Genomic DNA, 16,063 nt, shown 5'->3' with positions numbered 1-16,063 from the left:
AAAGCAAAGGACGGATGATTCTTAATAATCTTAAACCGGGTGGTTTCGTTGAAGAAATCGCTCGGTTCTATTTTTTTATGTGAAAAATTTAAAAATTTTTTAGTTTTTACTTGACACAGGCTGATGAGGCCCATCGTAGTATCTATAACAAATACAAGGATATCTTTACTTATTTTGATGCGCTGCTGGTAGGGCTGACAGCCACGCCAAAGGATGAAATAGACAAAAACACCTATGGGATTTTTGATTTGGAAAGCGGCGTACCTACTTATGGCTATGAACTTTCCCAGGCGGTACAGGACGGCTATCTGGTAGACTTTGTCTCCATCGAAACCGAGCTAAAATTTATGAGCAAAGGTATTACTTATGAGGATCTTTCGCCGGAAGAGCAGGAAGAGTACGAGAGTACCTTTGCCGATGAAGACGGTAATCTGCCTGCCTCTATCGACTCCAGCGCCCTCAATGAGTGGATTTTCAACAATGATACCATCAAAAAGGCGTTGCACATTCTGATGCAGCATGGCCAGCGGGTAGAGTTCGGCGAAAAAATCGGCAAGACCATTATCTTTGCGAAGAATCATAATCATGCCGAAAAAATTCTGGAGGTGTGGAATCGGGAGTTTCCCAATTATTCCAACCATTACGTGCGGGTGATTGATAACTATACTAATTACGCCCAGAGCATTATTGACGACTTTTCGGATAAAAACAAAATGCCGCAAATAGCTATCTCGGTGGATATGTTGGATACAGGTATCGATGTGCCGGAGATCCTCAACCTTGTCTTTTTTAAAAAGGTCATGAGCCGGGCTAAGTTCTGGCAGATGATCGGACGTGGCACCCGTACATGCGAAGGGCTTATTGATGGCGGGGACAAGCGACTGTTTTACATTTTTGATTTGTGCAGAAACTTTGAATTTTTTCGGCTGCATGTCAAAGGGCGTGAGGCCGGGACGGTCAGCACGCTCCAGGAGCGTATGTTCAATATAAAGCTCGAGATGGTGTACAAGCTGCAAGAACTTCCTTACCAGACAGAGGCGCTAAAAGCATACCGCAGAGAGCTTGTGCAGGATCTGGCGGCACAGATAAAAGCTTTGCCGCGGGATAACTTTGCCGTAAAGCAACACCTGCGTATGATTGATAAATATCAGTCCGAGGATGATTTTGATACCCTGACCTATGAAAATACCCTGCAGATCGCCGAACATATTGCTCCGCTTGTACTGCCTACAGGCGATGATATTTCGGCGGCTCGGTTTGACATGCTCGTCTATCAGATTGAGCTGGCTATGCTGTCTGAGAAAAGCTGCAAACGGGCTAAAAACGATGTGGTTCACAAAGCGACGGAACTATCAAAATATGGTACGATTCAGGTCATTGCCCAGCAGCAGGAATTGATTGAGCAAATCATACATAACGATTATTTGGATCGCGCGGGTATTTCGGACTATGAGGATATCCGGCTGAAGCTGCGGGATTTGATAAAATTCATACCGGAAAGAGACCGGGTACGTTATGATACCGACTTCACGGATGATGTTTTATCCATGGAGTGGAAAGAATCTCAATTGAACAACGATGATTTGGCAAACTACAAGAAAAAGGTCAACTACTATATCCTTCAGCATCAGGATATTCCGGCTATTGCCAAGCTCAAGGGCAACCAACCGTTGACTTCGGAGGATATACGTTCGCTCGAACGCATCCTGTGGAACGAGTTGGGGACAAAAGAACAGTATGACGCCCAGTATGGAAAAGCCCCGCTTGGCGAATTGGTGCGATCCATCGTGGGGCTAAGCCAGAAAGCTGCTAATGAAGCCTTCTCCCGCTTCCTCAATGACGCTGAGCTGGATAGCAGACAGATGTATTTTGTACGGCAGGTTGTCAATTACATCGTCAAAAACGGCATGATGAAAGACCTGTCGGTACTACAGGAGAGTCCATTTACAGATATGGGAAGTATCAGCGAATTGTTTGGTGATGTGGCGATGTTCATAAACCTGCGGACTGTTATTGAGGGCATAAACCGAAATGCCCAGGCGGCGTAAGTAGACGAATGGGGAAAACATGCCTAAGAAGTCTACTGATTCTGAACATCATGCGAGGTTGTTTGTGAATTCAGCTATGACGATGGCCGATTTTATCCTTGCTGTAGACAATCGTGCTTCATAATGGCTGATAGCATTTTGATTATAAAACCCGGCAAGTGCCGGATATTATGAAAACAGAATGATTCAAAGACTTTCTCTTGCCATATCATCTCTAATGGTATAAAATACCATTAGAACATATGTTCTGTCGAGAGGAGGGCGTGTCTAGTGGAACAGTCATTTGGAGGCTCTTGGATTTTACTAAAGTTGGAGATTTTAGAAAGGTATTTAGATTTTTACACCAAAGCTTTGAAGAAACAAGATTTCAGGCTTTGCTATATTGACGCTTTTGCCGGCAGCGGCAACGTTCATGTTCGAGAATACGGTTCTGTAATCGGCTCCGCACTACGCGCATTAAACTATCCATTTGACAAATATTTCTATATTGAGAAGAATGAAATCTACATAAGCAAACTGGAAGAAAATATTCAACAAAGGAAAGCAGATAAAGACGTTGAAATTATAAAAGGAGACTGTAATGAACTGCTTAATACCATACATTCTTATGATTGGTACCAAAATGGCTGGCGTGGGGTCATTTTTCTTGATCCGTGCGCGATGGAATTAAACTGGAGTTCTTTGGTTTCTATTGGTCACTGAAAAAGTGACATTAAAATGCGGAACTTTTTCTAATAAGATATCCTTCATGTTCATAAAAATAACATTCCTTTCATTTTTACCTAGGGATATAAAAAGACTCCCCATCCCCATTGACCGCAGATATTTCAAATCCGGCAGCCGAATCACTTCCGTGTTTTTCCAAAGCCAACTTTTCGGCCTGTTCTTGGTCTTCGGCAAATAAAACCCCAACGAGTGTACCAGTCTTTTTTCCTGTCCGTGGATGAAAATAATGTAGATGATAGAAATAAGTATTCATACTTTTTCCCCTTTCTGGCCGGGCCTGGTTGCCCGGCCTTTAAAAATACTAAATATCAAAGCGTTTCATATTTGCCGGTTTTAGGGTTCATATATTGGATAACAGTAACCCCATATGCTGATGCATAGGCATCCAAGGGAGCAAAAGCATTTTCATCATCTTCACTGCTAGAATAACCGTAAGCATAAATAATTCCATCATCATCCAGCAGCCTAAATTTAAAAGGAACCAAAGAAGGATCTACCTTAAGCTTGATATTTTTATCTTTTTCATCATCCGTAATGAACTTTGTCCACTTGGTCACTTGAAACATAATTTGACCTCCTTATATTTACCGATATATTTAGGATCAACTAACCGCTATTATTACATTCGCAGGTTTCTGGGTTACACTGAGGAACCTCCCTGCCGGTTTCAAATTGTCCATACTTACATACACCACCTATATTGAAATTACATTTAATCTTACAATTGCGATTACAACAGATATAACACATACTTTTTCCTCCTACCGGGGGGATCTCCCCACGTTCCGGTCATTAATATTGCACTCACTTATGTAAATTAGCATCAAGAATATCTCGTTCGACAGCAGCGTTACTTAATATTGCTATAACATTCCAAGACGCTACTGGAGCAAATACCGGCCCGGTTACTTCTAATAAAGCGTTTCGTATTATCTCGGCCTGTCTTTGGCAACTCTCAGCTTCATCTTCTGTTTTACAATATCCAACTGTAGCAATACCGCCCTCCCCTGGTTCCCATCCTTGGAAAAAAGCTTGTGCCCTAGCTTCCCATTTATTAGCCATTCTTTCGGCCTGTTCAAGTACGCTTTTTTTAACTCTGTACTGTTTCATTTCCAAGCCCTCCAAGTAAATTTATCAACTACATATATTATAATATACTGCGCATCATATTACAATACTAGAAGGGTAAAAAAAGAGCTGAAAATAATTTTCACACTCCTTATCCCTTCCGGGCCGTGTGCGTCATGGCCGGGGCCGTTGGACCGGGAAGGATAAATATTAGGAATACCTCATAGGCTGCTTTTTATGTTCACGGTCCATAAGTCTTGACTGCCGTGATAACATTCATTCCGGACGGGGGAGCCTTATCCAGGTTCCACACCCCCTAGTGCCCCTACTTATATGGGTATAAAACTTGGTAGTGGTAATTCATTTATACCTTGAAGTGACGTTTCCTTGGTACTTCTATAACCGGATCACTCTTTTTCATAAATGAGTGAAGACCCGTCTTTCAGATCAGACGTTATAAACTCAGAGTCATGGCGCGGAGTCGGATATTTTATCTCTGAAAATTGTCTCCCACAGTCCTGGCATTCCCATTGCTTACGGTTTTCATCTTGTTTGATTATCTTAAGATTTGCACTCCCACAGGATCGGCAGAAACCAAAAGGATCGTGTTTTTGCATAGACTATACCCCCCTTTAACTCTATTATAACTTAACTGTCTGAAGTTTCCAGCGCAACATTAAAGCATTCTGGGTTATTAAAGTATTGTTCGAATACCTCCACGATATCTTCACAAAAACTAAGTGTACTAATGATTTTTTTCAATAATTTCTGCTTTGTGTTCATTAAATATTGCCTCAATCTTTTCGGACTTTTCCTTGTCAAAATAATCAAAGAAAATTCTGCCCTCGATCATGTATTCAATTTCATCGATTATAGCCTGATGCAGCGGTGATTCTACCGTTTGCTGATCGTCGATGTTACCTCCATTGAGATAACGAACTCTCCTAGAAGCAAATTCAGGACTACCGTGATCACTTTCAGGCTGCCACTTTCCTTTAGGATCATAAAACCCTACAGTCCAAAGATTAGGTTCACTTTTGATATAGACGTACATGGTTCTTTTCTCCTTCCTGTTTATATGTTTTATTATAGCAATCCACACATAAATACGGCTCGTGAAAGGATATTGCTATATTACTTTCATCTATTCGAGAATAAACTTGGTTGGCCGGTGTAGGGGTTCCGCACCCCTCACACCTTCCATTATATTTTCGGGCTCGGCTGTATTTTTTGGGCATTTTATAGTTCTTCATCGCCTTGCCTCCCTTCAAGCCGTATATTTATGCAATTGCCAATCACCGTCATAGACGCCGACAAAATCGTTCCACTTACTTTTAGTGATTTTTCTTTGGACGGCCTTATCCTCAATAAACTGTCCTGGGATCGGTTCGTTATTTTCAACCTTTATCCGTTGAAGTTTAACTCCGGTATCAGTAGTCTTAATAACCTGATAAGCTCGGCGTATATATTTATTTCCTCCTACACCATAATTACAAAGAATATCGCCGACTTGATAAGGATTTTCTACTTTCGACGTTTCTTTCTTAATCTCATTGGCTTCCAGGATTTCCACGATTGCCGCATAAGGATCTGTGAGAATTCCTCCGGATGCCCCGCCGTCAAGAATCTTATAGGTAACATTCACCGGGCCAGCAGTGAGGATTAAACAACGGCCCCAGCGTGCAATTTTGACAACATAGCCAACTTTGATGTTTTCCCGGCCGAATTTATTCCCGCCGATTTCATCCATGCAATTCTGGAAAAAAGCTAGTTTATCAATTTCGTATTCCATTTTTTCGATGCAGTTTTCGATAGCTTTTTCTATGCGCTCCGTGGTTAAGATTTCGCCTTTATAATTCTTGACGGCTTCACCCTGTTCAATTTTATAAAGGGTGTTTTCATAATCTGCAATGTAGCCTTCCAGCTTCTTGATTAGGGCATTTTGCTCCTTTATCCGGTTATGCAGGTAGATAGGCTTTTTTAGTTGGCTTGCGTCTGCTGTTGCCCTGGCTGTCGCTGCCCTGTCTGCAAAATATTCGCTTTTCCGATATTCTTCAAAACCTTTGTGGACTCGGGCATAAAGTCGTTCACGTTGCCGGGCAAATGCTTGGCTTCCTGAGTGGCCGGCTATGATTGGCTGGGTAAAAAACGCGATATCGCCCCTGTATGGGTCCAACGCCGATGTCATAACCTTTCCGCGCTTTTCTGCGTTTTCTGAATAGGTTTCAAAGCGTTCTGCCCTGGCCTCTGCTCTCTCTTGCTTGCGCTCCAATTCTTCGGCGTAACTTAACCGCTGGCCTTCCTTTCCGCCGTTTTCAAGTCCTAATTTTTCGGCAATCTGAACGGCTCTGTAATGATGGTGAATTGAACGGCTTACCCATGCTCCGGCAGTTCTGGACCAAAGAAAATTGGATTTGATTTCCTTCTTCTGGCTCTCGGATAAAGCCATGTATTCGGCTTTATCAAAATGCAGTTCGAATTTTTGTGTTTCCTGGTTCAGGATGTATTTACCCATAGATTTTATCCCCTTTCTTCTTGTCACTCTGCGTATTGTTCGACAAGGATTTTGATTGCCTCATCTATTGTGTGATCGTTATAAAATTTCCATGGCTGCTTAAAGGCCATTCTGTACGCGCGGCTGTGTTCGGTTTGCCTTAACGCATCCCGCACGGCTATAAATTTCGCGGTACGCTCTGCCCATGCAGCAGCAAATAATTCTTCTCTGCTAGTCTTTTTCTCTAAGCCTTTCATTGATTTCATCCCCTTTTGTTTTTGACCATCCCTGAAATATCCGGCTTCCGGGGTGCTTCAGGGACGGTCAAAGCCGTCCTAATATGCTAAGCCTAGGGATACGCTGTCCTTTTACGATCATATAATACCTCATTTTCTATTCCTCCTTTTAAGCGGGGTTGTGACCGCTTATCCCGCATTACCGGCCCGGAGGCCGTCACTCTGCGTTAAATAATTCCCTGTTCTTTTAGGCTGGTGTATCTCCTGTTCCCGTCGCCTATAATTACATGGTCTAGAATTTCTATTCCAAGGAGTTTACCGCCATCAGCCAATCGTTTTGTTATGTCGATATCTTCCCGGCTTGGTGTAGGATCGCCGGACGGATGATTATGAACAAGGATTAGGCTGCTAGCATTATGTATTATTGCGGGTTTAAAGGTTTCCCGAGGGTGTACGATTGAAGAATTTAAGCTGCCAATTGATACGGTATTAATTCCAATAACATTGTTTCGGGTGTCTAACATCATTACTACAAAGTGCTCGCGGTCTACATTTACTAGATAATCTTCGGCTATGCGCGCAGCGTCTGATGGGCTGTTGACTGTTTTTATTTCCACTTTCAAATTCTTTTCTCTCACCATCTCAATTTTGTAAACTGGTATGTACTTCATATCTCATCTTCCTCCCGTTTCTTATTCACTCTCTACATTCTTCCTTCGAGGTTACCACTCGTCTATCAAACTTACTATTATTATAATATAAAGCGCATCATATTACAATACTAGAAGGGTAAAAAAAGAGCTGAAAATATTTTTCACACTCCTTATCCCTTCCGGGCCGTGTGCGTCATGGCCGGGGCCGTTGGGCCGGGAAGGATAAATATTAGGAATACCTCATATGCTGCTTTTTATGTTCACGGTCCATAAGTCTTGACTGCCGTGATAACATTCATCCCGGACGGGGGAGCCTCATCCAGGTTCCACACCCCCTAGTGCCCCCCGTCCGCATCACCGGCTTTATCACGGCTTGTCAAGTTGCCCTGGTGCCTTCTCCTGCCTCCTGCGGTCTGCTGCCTTCAGGGAGCAGTCCGCTCGTTCTTATTGGTACCCGAACTGATGAAAAAATATAGTTCGCTTCCCTGCCCGGCCACAGGTATTTTTTTATGAGTTAAGGGTACGCCTTCAGATCCTTTGTATCTCATCCCGCCCGGCCGATCCGCAGCTCCGGAAGATCCGCTGAGTTACAAAATAAAATATGTATCTCAATACAGCTCCCTGCAGCCAGGCACCGCGGCGAAATATGAGATACATATATTTTACGGTTTAATTATGTATCTCACTCAACCGGCCAGGCCCGAAGATCCGGAAGATTCCTTGAGATACAATAACGGATCTGCAAAAGGGTATTACTCCTTATAAGATGTTATTTGGATGGGATATTCTTTATTTCCTTCCAGCCTAAACAATCTTTCATTTCGTTTTTACATCTTTGCTTCCCATCAAGTTGACAAGGATGTTGTTCGGGTACATTACCTGGAACACTTTCTTGCCAACGGAAACAAGTTCCGCATTGTCTTTCTTCATTTTCCATATTTAAACCTCCCAGCTCATATTTCATAATGAATATTTATTTACCTGGTTCCATTTCTGAATACCTGGTCGTTTGATTTCTCCCGTTCTCCTTAGAATAATACAAGGCTATATCTGCCTTTTTAATAACCTCTGAAAAGGAAAGAGAATAGTCTTTTACCTCATAAAGACCAAAAGAACAGGTAACGCTTGCACTTCCCCTATCATCTTGAATAATTAATCGTTCAATTCCCTTCCGGATCTCTTCAATAGTCTGAGAAGCTTGAATTTCAGTCTGGTTTTTTAAATATATAATAAATTCTTCCCCACCAAACCTAAAAAGGGTTCCCTGGCCGGCCAGTTGACTCCGAACAAAATGACTTACTGTTTTCAGAGTTAGATCCCCGAATAAATGGCCGTGGGTATCGTTAAATTTCTTAAAAAAATCAATATCAAAAATAGCTAAACTAAACGCTATTTTCTTTGATAATGCATCAGATAAAAAATTGTTCATGTAATTTCGGTTATAGATCCCGGTTAATCCATCAAGCATAGCCAGGTTGTTGATTGTTTCATAATACAATAAATTTTGGAGAACAATCGTGATGTTTTCAATTACTATGGAGAAAAATTCTTTTTCTATATCAAGATCCTGTGATTGTGTATCTTCAATTAGAATAGCTCCGATAAGGTCTTTTTCTATAACTAGGGGAATAAAAAAATTGTATTTAATTCTTCGTTGTCTGGCTGAAGGATACGGCAGATATGTTTCAGAAGTTGTTATTTCAGCTTTATAGTGCTTTAGATGATTTAGAATCCTATTTGTCTCACCTTCAATACTTTCGTGGTATTCGGGAGCAATATTACTAGCCAGTATCTTGAGATAATTATCCTCCATTTTTAACAGCGTACAATCAGAGATCGTATAATAATTTTTCAAGCTCTCAATAATTTTTATAGCTGCATTTGATATATTGTCATACTTATAGAGACTTAATTTTAAGATCTCACGCAATAAGGAATTTGATTTTGTTGGTAAAATATACTGTCTTAATTTCCTCAACTTAATATTGGTGTACCCGACAGCAAGTACGCAGCATATAAGGACGATAATACTAAAAATCATCCAGCCCAAAGTACTCTCCCCCTTTATATATTACCAGGATTATTATTGTATCTCATCCCGCCCGGCCGATCCGCAGTTCCGGAAGGACTGCTGAGATACACATTCAAAGACCCAAGCGACCCTAGAGGTAAGGGCGTGAGACAATTTGCCATCTGCATACAAGCAAATTGCCCATATAAGAAAAAATGTATCTCAACACATTCCCTGGCCACGCGGTACCGGCGCCAAATCTGAGATACACTTCTACAAAAGCCTAAAGCTAAAAATTACTAACGTTAATGTTCGGTAAAGAAATAAAATCAAGAAACTTATTAAAAAAATGCGGATCATAATATCGGCGTTCATTTTTCATTATATACAAAGACTCAGAAACACTATACTTTTTATGATAAGAACGCTCGGTCGTAAGAGCATCAAAGCAATCTATAATTCGTATAATACGGGAAATAACAGGGATAGACTCACCCTTAAAACCAAAGGGATAACCTGAACCATCAAAGTTTTCATGATGTAACAGAATATTAAACTGAACACTCTCCTTAAGACCCATCTGTGTAGCCAACCAATACCCATACAAAGAATGATATTTGACATAATTTCTTTCCTGAGCCGTAAAAACACCAGGCTTATTGATTAAATTCTGGTTCAAACATAACTTTCCAAGATCATGGAATAAACACGAATTATATAAGATAGAAGCATCACTTTTTTTAGAATTTAGACAAGCAGCAAAATCAACAGCCAATTTTGCGACACGAACACCATGAAGCATATCATCAAGAATAAACATACAAGAAAACCCTCACTCCCCGTAACGATCCCTATAAATAATTTTTCAACGTGCAGACCTATTGATAAACAAAGAACAATAAAAGGAAAGCAAAGAATATATTGAACAACTAATCTAACGAAGAATTTAATGAATCATTCTGAGCTTTATCCATCTTATCAAGAGCATCTAATCCTTTTTGGAAACCTTCATCAGCTTTGCTATCAACTATATTCATTACATCATCAATATCAGGAGGCTGAGAATTACCAAAGCTAGAGCTTTTATCTGAAGCTGGCCCAGGAAACATTTCCAACATTTTTTCTCCAAGATACTGACCAACATCTTTTCCGGCCTGAGAACCTTTTGCATTTATAATCTCTTTCAACTTTTCCATTTTTTCACTATCAATATCTTTGGAATGAAATATAAAGTCCGTAAGCTTAATATCAGACTCATTCAAAGCAGGATACATTACGGAAGAAACAGTCCAAATAAAAATACCGCATGAAAGAATAACACTTAGGACAATAATAATAACAGGAATAATAAGTATTTTCTTTAGAATCCACATAGAAGAACACCCTCCTTTTGTAAAATCTTCTTATGAATGGGGAATTTCTAATATTTAAAATCGATTTAAAGTCTGATCAAAGTCAATTTCCCAATAACCGTTAACTTTATATAAACCGAGCATAGTATATTCCGTAGCTTTAACGCTATTTCCATTTTTGTACCCACGTGTTTCAGCAATGATACGGAAGTAAGTATAAGGGGTATCGGGAAGTATATTCATTGTCCCATAGCTGGTTAAGGTTATTTTTGTAACTTGATGGATATACTGTTCTCTGATATATTCATCCGCAGATGTAACCATATTTTTCTGCAAACGGCTTGCTAACTTATCGCTGCATAATTCACGACCAAATGTATTTGTATTATCGCTTAACATTTGATAGTGAATAGAGCTAGACTGTCTGTAATAATTGATAGCAGTAATTAAAGCTAATTCTTGATCTTCAGTTAAGGTTCCATTCCCCTCAATTACTGTACTATTATGTGACCATAGTGGATCTTTGACGAAGGTAAAATTGAATTCAATAGGGTTTCCTAAACTCATTAAATTAATATTACCAGCAAGATCATTCGTCATAGTATATATATCACTTGGAACAACGGTTGTTCCACCCAGGGCAATTAAACTTTTTCCCATTTGCTTTTCTCTGTAATCAACCATAAGGTGAACCACACTTGTCGGTACGGATCTCTTGGTATTCGGATTTATTAAAACAATTGGACTATTATTCTTTGCAGCCAATACACTTCCAGCCAAGGCATCAGGATAATTAAAACCTGAAGCAATATATATATTTTTTGAGTTGGTAAAAAATTGGTTAGCGATCAACGTGCCTGTTTCATATCTATCGCTACCTGCAAATCGTGTAATTTCAGTGTTTGGGACGGTGTTCTTTAATTGATTTTCGACAGCTGCTGCAATAGCAGACGTTCCCCCCGTGATATATATTTTTGAGGGTTGTTTTTCTGCTATAAAGGCTTTTATATCGTTAGATAATGTCTTTCCATCTGTAAGCAAAATAGGATAGCTATTCGATGAAGCCATACTGGATATCGCTAAGGCATCCGGAAAGTTCACCCCAGAACTAATAACTACAGGAGTATTTTTTGATATGTTCAATTCTTTTGCTATCAAGTAATCTGTATTATAAATATCAGAACCAGAAATCTTAATAATATTGCTATACCCCATACTTTTTAAAGTAGTAACGAAATCGTTGCCGATTAGCTTATTATCCCCGACTAAATAGATAGTGCCCGTTGAGGACAAATGAGATTTGATATAGTTGAATGCTTCAACAGTCCTACTTGCAGAAGAATCTAACAGTAACAGAGGAGCATTGTTTTTGTAAGCTAACACACTAGCCGGTAAAGCATTAGCATAACTGTTACCTGGGGCCAACACCACACTATTAACTTGACTACTATTCACATGTTCAGCAATCGCTTCTGCCGTTTTATATCGATCTGCACCATATATTCTTTGTGTATCATCAGTTGACGCCGATACTGGAATAATAAAAACCAGTAATATCAGAATTGTTGAAAACAAACCCTTTAATCCAAATGATATTTTGTTCATAATAATATCCTCCAATTATGAAATCTTTAATATTAGTGTAACATAGTACGTACTATATTACAATACTTTATTTATTCTATTTGTATTTTTATCCAGTTCCTTACTTATAATAGAACGCCTTCCTTTCCTTTATCAAAATTAAATCAAATAATTAAACCCCACAACTAAATCGTGGGGCGTACTGATTTATCTATATAATTTTGAAAATCGTATGAAGGTAGATAAAATGCGGATTTTTCAATATTTGTTTTTTGTGAAATTATATTTATGATCCTATCAATATCCCCCGTACCTACACGTTCCATAAGGGAATAGTGCCGATAACTTATAAAGTATTCATCACTATTCTCTTTTTTTAAAAACTTTGTGTGGAATTCTTTAGTGTTACGAAACCCCATGTAAGAGCGTAAAAGTTTTAGATTCTCGATAGCCTGCTGCTTATTCCTAAAAACAGGTTCAGGCAAGTACCCTTCGCTAATAAGAATAGGTTCCAGATACCGTCTTATTGATTCCTGAATAAAAATACTCCTATTGGTTTTTGGTTTTTGTTGATCAATTATAAAATCCGCCTTATCAACTAATTCTATATCCGTGACAAGAGATAACCGTCTTGATGTCTGGTTTTCTAGGGCTGTTTTACCTTGCACAGCCTTATCATACACCCGATCAACAGAAATACTGAAATCATTACTATCAATCATCTGTAATAAGGCGTTTTCAATAAGATCAGTAATAAAGGTATTGTGATCATTAGCATATTTATTTAAAGCATCTTTCAGTATGTCAGAATATAGAAAAACATTAATTTTTGTTTTTCTTTTTAACACAATACCACTTCTCCTTAATAGTGAATTATTCTTTATTACTGAACAAAGTATATCATATTTTTCTTTTTAAAAACTTGTTAAGCACAACAACCAGTAGCTTTTCCTTTAATACTATATCCTAAGCAGCCGCCGATGCATTTTTTTTCCTCCCAAAACCGGCATCCAAAGCATTGCTTAAACGGAGGATTGCTATATCTTTTACTGTCTATTTCTTTGAGAAAGAAGTTGTTAAGATCGGTGACAGTGTTAAAATCTTTTATATTTACGCTTAAATAATCTTCAAAACAAAAACATCTTGCGACACTCAAATCTGGCCTAATATCCATAACAGGGGAACATTTCCCTTTACGCACGATATCAAAACCGGAATAAATGAAATCTACAAGCTGTTCGTTAGAAAAAACACACTTTGGAGGATTATTACAATCAATGTGCGGGCTTATTCCACTCTTATGACAAGCATCGAGAAATCCCACTAATCGAGGGACAAAGCTTTCATAATGTTCAAGGCTTCCATTTTGTTTATTATCCGAAGGTACAGTGATACTATAACGAATAGTTTTTAATTTCAATCTTTTGCTCTGTTCTATAATATATTCGTATTTAAAATCTGGTTCAAAAATATTGATACCCAGGGTAACTTGCGGATCGATATTTCTTCTCCTGTACCCAAATATAAGGTTTTCTACATTATCAATCGTCTTATTATACAAATGCTCCCCTATCACAGTAGGTCCGTTAAGGTTTACTAAAAAAGAGACTTTATTATCTACAATAGAATCGCTTACTTTACTTTCTAAAGCCAATGCGTTTGTAAAGATCATAATCCTTTGAAAGAATGGATCTCTAACCCCATCATTCACCCATTTTACAAAGTTTGGATGTAATGTTGGCTCACCGCCTAACAGCCTTAATTCAAAATGACCGGATCTCTTAAAGAAATCAAGAATATAGGCGTAGTTTTCATCAGATATATTGACCATATTTTTGGGATCACAACTTGCAAAACAATACGGGCATTTCAGGTTACAATAATTATTTAACATAATATTCATTAAACACACCCCTTTAGAGAATTTCTTATCTAGTAATGACGTTCTGAAAATGTTTTACATTTGTTATAGCAACAGCGGCACCAGATCCGGAACTATTACTTGCTGAAACATTAAAAGTAATTGGTTCTACAGGAGTCCCGGCAGGAACATTAAAATAACCTACCCATGTATTTCCACCTGAATTGGTAAATGTAATAACAGTCGAATTTAAGGTGTTTGTAGACGTCACTTGAGTGGCGGTACCGGATGTTACAGCAGTTACCTGAATTGTTGTATTTGGAAACGCAACAGCTTGTACAGAGGCTACAACCGTCGGCGGGGGCGTCCAATTATCCCAATTACCCCAATTATCCCAATTACCCCAATTACCGTAGTTACTATAATCACTATAGTTTGAATAAGCAGTCCAGTTAGAATATTGGTTCCATGTTTCGGTGTGGTTTTCCCATTGGTTATGATTTTCGTAAACCCCTGCATTAGAATAATTAGCGTTCCAGTTACCATAGTTAGCATAAGCATTTGTATAAACATCCGAATATGCCACACCGTTCGAGTATCCTGCATTCCATCCATTAAACCACCAATCATTCCAAGCATAAGCCTTCCTAGATTCCAGTGATATTTTTAAACCATCTAAGCCACCTAGTGTGTATTTGCCATCAATAGAATGTGGTTTATCGGGTATATCAATTACTAGATCATGTGAAATTGACGTATAGACAACAATTAAGGAAAGAAAAGATTGAATCAGCCGTTTAATTTTATTATAACTTCTTGTCATACTATCACCTTACTACAACATGTTCTTAGATCTTCTTCGGAATTCTTTGATTGGATATATTCCCTTAATTCATTAGCCTTACCGTAACAATAAAGGCACGTGCTACCGCATTGGCTTGTACATTGCGGTCTGTTATCGGTAAAGTAGCTAATATCAGGGAGTATTTTGTTAATCTCCTTCATCCTTGTTGTGCCATAGTTATTAAACTTGAGATTCATGAACCGCGAGTTATACGTATTATAGAATTCATTTAAAGCATAATTCGGATCTCCCGCGCCGAGCATGTATGCTTTAATTTTATTCAGCAGTTCGGGCTTGGGATGATCCCTACCGACAAGTTTAATACGATTAACCCCAAATTTCTCATAAGTTTCTAACTCCCAAGGGAAAATAATACGATTCAGGGCCACTTGCAAGGCTGGGTCTTTCGATGTTATATTGTCGCAAATAAATTTAGGAAACTCCCTGAATATAGGGCTGCATTTTTGGCAATTTTCCTGTTTACCAAATAATGCATAGTGCATATTCTTTGTCGGGCAAGCATAAATACAAGCTTCATCGGCCATTATCTCTAAAGTTGCTTTATCTGAAAAAATCTTTTTATATGACTCGATAAATGTAAAATCTTTATTGAGATCCGCAGCCGGGATAATATTTGAAATACCAAGCTCTTGTACAGCATATTTTGCCTGGGTAATTGTCCGTATATCCATCATCGTTGAAGCATTAAGCGACAACCCTCTGAATTCTTCCTTTAAAAAATCTGCAAGGAGCTGACTCCCCACGGTAATACTTCTTACCCCTAAATCGATTAAATGACTAACAAATTGCTTAATCTGTGCAGATTGTAACTCAAAATCATATAGAGAAATAGTTGAGATATTGTTCATTGTATAAACGAACTCGATATTATTCTTTGCTAACTCTTCGATATATGGTTTTAGATCTTCCAACGTCCGGATCTTACAGTTATCTTCTTGGGTATTGATTGAACGGCCATGCTCAAAACCTGATTTTGCGTATGAGGAAGCAGGAAGGCTGTTATATGCCGTCCGGATCTTATATTTTGTATCCAGATTATTGAGCTTCACCAATTCGCTTATATAACCACTATCGTACAATAACGGGACGGAAAAACTCATACTCTTATCAATAATACGGGGAGTAAATTTCTCTTTTTTCTTAAAAATATTTATCACAAACTATA

General features: G+C 38.8%; 19 protein-coding genes. 3 read left to right on the top strand and 16 right to left on the bottom strand.

Translation table 11 applies throughout. The features are described from left to right. Nucleotides 1–110: 110 nt before the first annotated feature. From A7D23_RS09760 to tcmP, 3 genes are all read left to right on the top strand, one after another. The gene (locus A7D23_RS09760) at nucleotides 111–2,048 is read left to right on the top strand and encodes a type I restriction-modification enzyme R subunit C-terminal domain-containing protein (RefSeq protein ID WP_068883672.1); all 1,938 of its coding nucleotides are present in this window, start codon (nucleotides 111–113) and stop codon (nucleotides 2,046–2,048) included. Nucleotides 2,049–2,067: 19 nt separating this feature from the next. Further along, complete coding sequence (locus A7D23_RS16410; protein ID WP_242871516.1) at nucleotides 2,068–2,172, top strand: abortive infection family protein; 105 nt, start codon at nucleotides 2,068–2,070, stop codon at nucleotides 2,170–2,172. A gap of 146 nt (nucleotides 2,173–2,318) precedes the next feature. After that, nucleotides 2,319–2,750 carry a three-Cys-motif partner protein TcmP gene (tcmP, locus tag A7D23_RS09755; protein WP_068883670.1) on the top strand — a complete coding sequence of 144 codons (432 nt, stop codon included), beginning with the start codon at nucleotides 2,319–2,321 and terminating at the stop codon, nucleotides 2,748–2,750. A 76-nt stretch (nucleotides 2,751–2,826) separates the two neighbouring features. On the opposite strand, the gene A7D23_RS09750 is transcribed toward tcmP, so the two are convergent. The 16 genes from A7D23_RS09750 to A7D23_RS09665 form a co-directional block, all read right to left on the bottom strand. After that, nucleotides 2,827–3,027 carry a hypothetical protein gene (locus A7D23_RS09750; protein WP_068883668.1) on the bottom strand — a complete coding sequence of 67 codons (201 nt, stop codon included), beginning with the start codon at nucleotides 3,025–3,027 and terminating at the stop codon, nucleotides 2,827–2,829. 55 nt (nucleotides 3,028–3,082) lie between these two features. Next, a complete protein-coding gene (locus tag A7D23_RS09745) occupies nucleotides 3,083–3,340 on the bottom strand; it encodes a hypothetical protein (RefSeq protein WP_083221894.1) in 258 nt (85 codons plus the stop codon). Nucleotides 3,341–3,578: 238 nt separating this feature from the next. Beyond that, entirely contained in the window at nucleotides 3,579–3,884 is a 306-nt protein-coding gene (locus A7D23_RS09740) for a hypothetical protein (protein ID WP_068883663.1), read from the bottom strand. Nucleotides 3,885–4,587: 703 nt separating this feature from the next. Beyond that, a complete protein-coding gene (locus A7D23_RS09730) occupies nucleotides 4,588–4,896 on the bottom strand; it encodes a hypothetical protein (protein WP_068883659.1) in 309 nt (102 codons plus the stop codon). A gap of 213 nt (nucleotides 4,897–5,109) precedes the next feature. Then, nucleotides 5,110–6,357 (bottom strand): DUF3560 domain-containing protein, encoded by a 1,248-nt coding sequence (locus A7D23_RS09720; RefSeq protein ID WP_068883655.1) that lies wholly within the window; start codon nucleotides 6,355–6,357, stop codon nucleotides 5,110–5,112. 23 nt (nucleotides 6,358–6,380) lie between these two features. Beyond that, on the bottom strand, nucleotides 6,381–6,593 hold the full coding sequence (locus tag A7D23_RS09715) for a hypothetical protein (RefSeq protein ID WP_068883653.1): 213 nt from the start codon (nucleotides 6,591–6,593) through the stop codon (nucleotides 6,381–6,383). A 206-nt stretch (nucleotides 6,594–6,799) separates the two neighbouring features. Then, on the bottom strand, nucleotides 6,800–7,243 hold the full coding sequence (gene radC, locus A7D23_RS09710) for a DNA repair protein RadC (protein WP_068883651.1): 444 nt from the start codon (nucleotides 7,241–7,243) through the stop codon (nucleotides 6,800–6,802). 751 nt (nucleotides 7,244–7,994) lie between these two features. Then, nucleotides 7,995–8,162: a hypothetical protein gene (locus A7D23_RS16075; protein WP_176714409.1), complete on the bottom strand. Its 168-nt coding sequence runs from the start codon at nucleotides 8,160–8,162 to the stop codon at nucleotides 7,995–7,997. A gap of 36 nt (nucleotides 8,163–8,198) precedes the next feature. After that, nucleotides 8,199–9,266 (bottom strand): GGDEF domain-containing protein, encoded by a 1,068-nt coding sequence (locus tag A7D23_RS09700; protein WP_242871517.1) that lies wholly within the window; start codon nucleotides 9,264–9,266, stop codon nucleotides 8,199–8,201. Between the two features lie 259 nt (nucleotides 9,267–9,525). Continuing rightward, a complete protein-coding gene (locus tag A7D23_RS09695; RefSeq protein WP_068883645.1) occupies nucleotides 9,526–10,056 on the bottom strand; it encodes an HD domain-containing phosphohydrolase in 531 nt (176 codons plus the stop codon). Nucleotides 10,057–10,165: 109 nt separating this feature from the next. Then, on the bottom strand, nucleotides 10,166–10,609 hold the full coding sequence (locus A7D23_RS09690) for a hypothetical protein (RefSeq protein WP_068883643.1): 444 nt from the start codon (nucleotides 10,607–10,609) through the stop codon (nucleotides 10,166–10,168). A gap of 54 nt (nucleotides 10,610–10,663) precedes the next feature. Then, nucleotides 10,664–12,193, bottom strand: a complete 1,530-nt coding sequence (locus tag A7D23_RS09685) for a cell wall-binding repeat-containing protein (protein ID WP_068883641.1) — start codon at nucleotides 12,191–12,193, stop codon at nucleotides 10,664–10,666. A 164-nt stretch (nucleotides 12,194–12,357) separates the two neighbouring features. Then, nucleotides 12,358–13,020 (bottom strand): hypothetical protein, encoded by a 663-nt coding sequence (locus A7D23_RS09680; protein WP_068883639.1) that lies wholly within the window; start codon nucleotides 13,018–13,020, stop codon nucleotides 12,358–12,360. A 77-nt stretch (nucleotides 13,021–13,097) separates the two neighbouring features. Continuing rightward, nucleotides 13,098–14,075: a radical SAM protein gene (locus A7D23_RS09675; RefSeq protein ID WP_068883637.1), complete on the bottom strand. Its 978-nt coding sequence runs from the start codon at nucleotides 14,073–14,075 to the stop codon at nucleotides 13,098–13,100. A 25-nt stretch (nucleotides 14,076–14,100) separates the two neighbouring features. After that, a complete protein-coding gene (locus tag A7D23_RS09670) occupies nucleotides 14,101–14,856 on the bottom strand; it encodes a hypothetical protein (RefSeq protein ID WP_068883635.1) in 756 nt (251 codons plus the stop codon). Further along, nucleotides 14,853–16,055: a U32 family peptidase gene (locus A7D23_RS09665; protein WP_068883633.1), complete on the bottom strand. Its 1,203-nt coding sequence runs from the start codon at nucleotides 16,053–16,055 to the stop codon at nucleotides 14,853–14,855. The genes A7D23_RS09670 and A7D23_RS09665 overlap by 4 nt, the downstream gene beginning before the upstream one ends. Between the last annotated feature and the right edge of the window lie 8 nt (nucleotides 16,056–16,063).

It is taken from the genome of Dehalobacter sp. TeCB1, assembly GCF_001707455.1.
GTDB lineage: Bacteria > Bacillota > Desulfitobacteriia > Desulfitobacteriales > Syntrophobotulaceae > Dehalobacter > Dehalobacter restrictus.
Note: the sequence above shows the minus strand (reverse complement) of the source record. Positions and strands in the feature narration are given on the sequence as shown.